This is a genomic window from Weissella viridescens, from assembly GCF_001437355.1.
Taxonomy (GTDB): domain Bacteria; phylum Bacillota; class Bacilli; order Lactobacillales; family Lactobacillaceae; genus Weissella; species Weissella viridescens.
This window is the reverse complement of the sequence record NZ_JQBM01000002.1, coordinates 383,091-389,090: the sequence shown is the minus strand read 5'-3', so window position 1 is coordinate 389,090 and position 6,000 is coordinate 383,091. Positions and strand designations below refer to the sequence as shown.

Below are 6,000 nucleotides of genomic sequence, written 5' to 3'. Positions count from 1 at the left end.
CCACCCGCCATTACTTGTGCATATATCATTATTTTTTCTCCTTTAAATAAAAACTGCCATGTTTATCGATATTTTTTACTGGTTTACGCCAATCACCAAAGAATTGGGTCAAATATTGATCCGCATTATCTGGTTGCCAAACCGGCATCCCTTCAAATGTCACTTGATGTGCCTTTTGCCACATGGTCACCGGAAAAATTTCTTTCGGTCCATACATCCCATTTAAGACGCCGGCTTGCGTTGGCTGTTGGGCACCTTGAGCAAATTTTTGTGCCATCTTACTTTGTTTTTGCGCTACACGATGGGCCGAAAGATGTGGCAATAACATTTTTAACACACGTTTTAAACCAACAAGTTTTGCATCACTTGGATAACGATCTGTTGAGCGACCGACATTGCGCAAAATATTTAATCCCTTTTGCTTCACAAAAAACCACTTTAATTGCCATGATTTTTTATTAAATGCGTCAATGGGGAAAATATCAATAAAGATGCCATGGGTTTGCTCATAATAGTCTGATTCTGCCTGTGTTTGTCGATCAACGATTCGTAAATAAGGAACCAGGCTTTTCGGATTCGTTTCAGTTAGTAGCTCAAACCGTGGATTACTTGGCTGGTACGTTGCCAAAAATTGATTATAATCCTTACGCATGAAACCCACGTCAACATCGTCATCCCATGGAATCAAAGCACCATCGCGGACACTGCCTAATAGCGTTCCACCTAATAGAAATAACTTTAAGTCGTGTTCGTTTGCAAAAGTCGCGACATCGTTCAGCATTTCAAGCATCACGGCGTGGACGGTTTCGGTTTTTAAACGTTCTACCATGGGTTCCTTGCTCCTTAGTCGTTTATTTGGCTGTTGCTAACGCAACCCGTCTACTTATTATACCAGTTGCAAGAACCCCTTCCAAACAAAACGTCACACAGTACGCTAATGCACTATTCTTCTGTCCCAATTAAATCAGCAATCAATTGCTTGCTGTAAAGGCTAGTTGAAATCGCCATTGTGACCAACTCCTCTAGCTGCGCATCCGGTTGCGCTGCCGCCATTTCTGATTCAGTTGTTTGAAAGTTTTCAACAAAATGCAACGCTTTTTCTTGTTTATCACAAAAAGCGTCATAAAAGGCTTTAATTGATTGATGCGCTAATGCTTCGGTCAGCACACTTTTAATTTCGCTCAATGTAAATGTTTGTTTCATCAACGTAATCACAATTAAAAAAACTAAATGTTGGCGTGAATACTTCTTTTTTATTGGGGCGGGCATCAAATCCTGCTTAACATAGTTATTAAGCATTGATGCGGTTAAGATTTTCTTCTCGTCGGCTGGCGTTACGGGTGCTAAGTACCCATTAATTAATTCAATGACTTGATCAAGATATAAATCAATACCAGGTAGGGTATCCCATCTGGGCAATTTAAAGTCATCCCATTTGTTTAGTTTCGTATTTGTCATGTTATCCCCTTCATCAGCTAGTCTTCATAACTAGATATTACCTTATTGCTATTCGAAACTCAATTTTTTACCATTCTTTGGACTGATACTGCACGATTCAGGATATAATACCTGTATTGTTAATTGCTAACTCCTCATAGAAACGGATATCAATTATGCCTACTGAAAAAGAACTCTTAGCAACCTGCAGCCAAGTTGGTAATCTGCTTTTAAACAGCGGCGCTGAAACTTTTCGCATTGAAAATACAATTGAACACATTGGTAAAGCCGCTCAAACACCCATTGTCTGTTATTCAACACTTACAGCTATTTTCATTTCGATTAATGAATCAACCGATACTCTATTCATTAAGCCTAAAATGGGTGGTTATGATCTTAAGAAAGTCGATGCAATCAACCAACTCTCACGTGACTTTACACAACAGAAAATCAATTTTAACCAATTTAATCAAGCAGTTATCGACCTCGATCAAACCGTCACTCAAACACCTTTCTGGTTACAAGTACTTGGCGCCGGTCTCGTTTCAATGGCTCCAATGCTGGTATTCAAAGCAACTTGGACCGACCTTAGTTTGAGTTTTTTCGTCGGGTTACTGGCCTTCATTTTCAGTAAAAAATTACAAACTACTATGATTTCCCGTATATTTCTGAAGTAGTTGGTGGTTTCACAATTGGCTTACTAGCTAGTTTACTCGTCAAATTTCACATCGGCGACAACCTTTATAATATAATTATTAGTTCGCTCATGCCACTCGTACCCGGTGTTGCGATTACTAACGCAATTCGTGAAATTATCGCAAAAGAAATTATTTCTGGAATCGTACGTATCACATATGCTTTCTTTGTCGCCGGCGCCATTGCCTTTGGTGTGATTTTAGCAATTGAGGTGTGTCACTAATGCAACCATGGATTAAGCTTTTCGTAGAAACTGCTTTTGGATTTATTTCTTCATTCGGCTTTGGTTTATTAACAAATATCCCTCGACGTGCGCTAATCCCAGCCGGCCTGACGGGAGCCGCTTCTTGGTTAGCCTATTGTATTTTCGGACTATATTCGCAACACATCGTTTGGCAAAACCTTATTGCCACCATTGTCATCGGTTATTTAGGGAATGTTTTTGCACAAAAGTATCAAACTCCGGTCACTATGATTTATATTCCAAGTCTGGTTTCATTAGTACCAGGTGGTATGGCTGCTATGGGGATGAAAAATTTAACCTTGGGTAGTCACCAAGCTGGGTCAGAGATCATTTCAGTTTTACTTATCGCAACGGCATTGGCCGTTGGCTTCATTGTTGGTGAAATACTTTTTAAACTAACTTTTCCAAAGCGCTAAAAAAGCCTCGTCAACTGACGAGGCTTTTTTTAGATGCGCTTACCGCGACCATTAGCATCGAAACGATACATAACGCCGTTAACCTTCATGGTTTTATTTTGCACACGGGCATGGTTCACATAGTATTCAATGTACCCATTACCCAAATTTCGAACGCCGTTAATGGCATCCCCTTCACGATTAAAGTAATAAACAATCCCATTCACATTGACGTGACCGTTACGTACTTGTAGACCTGTTTTTGGTGAGTAATATTCCAAACCATTCTTACCATAGCGACGCAATCCCGTAACACCATAGCCGTTGTTATCCAAGAAAGCATAAGTATTGCCTAACTTAACGTATCCAGGTGTCTTACGGCGAGTATAGTTTGATGGATTGTAAAATTCAATTTTGCCATTGCGCTTGATTGTTCCAGCAACTGCATCCCCGTTACTACCAAAGTAATAGCTCTGCTTACCAAGCGTAATTGTTTGATTTCGGGCTTGAATATAACTCTTAGGATCATAATATTCTAACTTATTCTTCCCGTATTTACGCAAACCAGTGATAGCATCACCATTTGCATTAAAGTAATACAGATTCTTTCCAGCTTGCACATAGTTATTACGTTGTTGAATGTGCGTGGTTGGGTTATAGTACTCCAAACCATTCTTTCCATACTTACGGAAACCACTTACGGCATCGCCATTAGCACCGAAGTAATAGACGTTCTTTCCAGATTGCATATAATTATTTCGTAGTTGGATATGTGTCGTTGGATTATAGTACTCCAAACCATTCTTTCCATATTTACGGAAACCACTTACAGCATCTCCATTACCATTAAAGTAATAGAGGTTCTTTCCAGATTGTACATAATTATTACGCTGTTGGATGTGCGTAGTTGGGTTATAATACTCCAAACCATTCTTCCCATACTTGCAGAAACCACTTACGGCATCGCCTTCACCGTTGAAGTAATAGAAGTTCTTTCCAGACTGGACATAATTATTACGCGTCTGAATTTGTGTGGTCGGGTTATAGTATTCCAAACCATTCTTTCCATACTTACGGAAACCACTTACGGCATCACCTTCACCATTAAAGTAGTAGTAATTATTTCCAACCTTAGCGTAGTTATTGCGCGTTTGTAGACGCGTCGTTGGATTATAGTATTCCAAACCGGTCTTACTGTAGCGACGCAACCCAGCCGTAGCTTGACCATTCCCATCCATGTAGTAATAAGTTTGTCCGGTTTGAACATACGTGTTAGACACACGCTTGTGGTTTTGCGCATAATATTCAACCGAGTTTTTGCCAAACTTGCGGAACCCAGTAATGGCATCTCCTTCACCATTGAAGTAATAAACGGCCGTTCCAATCCGTACTTGTTGGTTACGCACTTGCGCTTTGGTAGTTGGGTGATAGTACTCTAAACCATTTTGACCATACGTCCGCAAGCCACTAACTTTATTTCCGTTGTTATAGTAATAAAGGTTTGATCCTTCCCACACATAGCCATTCTTAGCTTGTGGTTTTGGCGTTGGATTCGGTGTTGGTTTTGGTGCAGGTTTGTTAGTATTGTCTGATAAATTAATCGTACCAAGGTAGTTATACCAGTACATGGCAATATTACCACGTTCCGGTTGGTTACTATCATACGGACGTTCATAATTTGCCAAGAAGACAATTGCTAACGTATATGCTGACGCATTGCTCTTCATATATTGCGCTGCCGTCATACTACTTGTATATGATGGATAGAATTGAATACCGTGCGTCATTTCGTATTGAATTCGTGCAGCTTGACCGGTAAGTGTTCGATAATCCAAGCCATTCGCACGTGTCCAATTAATCAGTTTGCTAGCCGGTGTCCATTGCACCAATCCATATCCGCCACCGCCACCGATTTCAGTGATATCAGGCAACAAATAACTTTCAACAGTCATATTACCCAACATTCCCGCAATAGCACTACGTGTCCATCCACGAGCCGAGAAATAACGGTATAAGAATTCAGCATTCGCTTTTTGGGTTGCGGAATAATTATAATATTGTGTTGCCTTAACTGACTTTGGCGTTGCCGTCAAAACAGTCGCACCTTTGGCTTCCTTTTTCGGCGTCGCAACTGTCTTATTTGTCTTTTTTGAAGAAACTTGCTTTTCCACCTTATCAGCTACCTTGGGCGTAGTCGTCTTTGGTGTGATTTGCTTTGGCGTAACCGTTTTATCAGCTGTCTCGGTCTTTACTCCAGGCAAAGTTTTATCCCCAGTTGACGTGTCAGGCTTACTGTTTTTTTCTGGCGTAGGCTCTTTGACCTTGGGAGCTACCTCCGACGTCGTATCCTCAATTACATGTGCTTGGTTCGACTTGTCATCAACGACAGTTTGTTCACTTGGTTGTTCAACCGAATCACTTGACCCCTCTTCAGTTGTCGTCACATCAGATGACGAATCGGCTAGATTATCCGGCGCAGCATCAGTTTCAGTTTGATTTTCTTGGACTGAATCAACATCTTGGTTCACATTAACCGCGGCTGGTCCTTCTGTTGACGTCTGTTTTTCATTAGCTGTGGCCATTGCCTCAGCAGCACTCACTGGTGTTTGCGTCGCAGTATCAACTTGTACGTTAGTTGGATTTGTGTTCATTGCCGCAGTGATTTGGGCTTGCACGTCCGCAGCACTTGGTGCAGCCGCCGTTTTATTTTGTTCAGTTGCTTGAGCAACTTGTTGATCATTCGCCACGTCGGCATGGGCTTGTGTACTTGAACCGCCTAAGAGCGCACTGGTTGCTCCAAGCGCTGTTACCGCTGAACTGACCCAGAACTTTCCACTTTTATACATCTTCATACGCGTCATAAATTGATCCTCTGATAATCTTTTTTAACATTTCTGTTTGGGGGATATTTGCTAAATTCTTTATATTTATTTAATTTCATAAGGTTTTCTTAATATTCTTAATTTTACCGTATAACTTTTACAACGTCAATCATTTAAAATGAGCAACAAAATCACGCTAACCTATGGGATTTTCACGACTATATTAGAGCTTTATGAAAATCATTTTCCGTTATACACCCTCGTTAAGACAAGCTAAAAATTTAAGTAAATAAGAAATAACAAACAAAAAGACCGTAAAACATCAAATAAATAAGAAATAACAAACAAAAAGACCGTAAAACATCAAATAAATAATCATTTTTTGATTTTAGATTATATGCAAAAA

General features: G+C 40.2%; 4 protein-coding genes and 1 pseudogene. 2 read left to right on the top strand and 3 right to left on the bottom strand.

Annotated features, from left to right (window positions below; genetic code table 11):
- Positions 1 to 28: 28 nt before the first annotated feature.
- Both IV50_RS04475 and IV50_RS04470 read right to left on the bottom strand, forming a co-directional pair.
- Positions 29 to 829 (bottom strand): LicD family protein, encoded by an 801-nt coding sequence (locus IV50_RS04475; RefSeq protein ID WP_057745669.1) that lies wholly within the window; start codon positions 827 to 829, stop codon positions 29 to 31.
- 113 nt (positions 830 to 942) lie between these two features.
- Complete coding sequence (locus tag IV50_RS04470; RefSeq protein ID WP_057745666.1) at positions 943 to 1,458, bottom strand: DUF1836 domain-containing protein; 516 nt, start codon at positions 1,456 to 1,458, stop codon at positions 943 to 945.
- Positions 1,459 to 1,613: 155 nt separating this feature from the next.
- Here IV50_RS04470 and IV50_RS04465 point away from each other — a divergent pair.
- Positions 1,614 to 2,356 (top strand): annotated as a pseudogene (locus IV50_RS04465) (threonine/serine exporter family protein).
- The gene (locus tag IV50_RS04460) at positions 2,356 to 2,793 is read left to right on the top strand and encodes a threonine/serine exporter family protein (RefSeq protein ID WP_082626059.1); all 438 of its coding nucleotides are present in this window, start codon (positions 2,356 to 2,358) and stop codon (positions 2,791 to 2,793) included. Before IV50_RS04465 ends, IV50_RS04460 begins: the two are co-directional and overlap by 1 nt.
- 29 nt (positions 2,794 to 2,822) lie before the next feature.
- On the opposite strand, the gene IV50_RS04455 is transcribed toward IV50_RS04460, so the two are convergent.
- Positions 2,823 to 5,633 carry a phage tail tip lysozyme gene (locus IV50_RS04455; RefSeq protein ID WP_057745664.1) on the bottom strand — a complete coding sequence of 937 codons (2,811 nt, stop codon included), beginning with the start codon at positions 5,631 to 5,633 and terminating at the stop codon, positions 2,823 to 2,825.
- Positions 5,634 to 6,000: the final 367 nt, after the last annotated feature.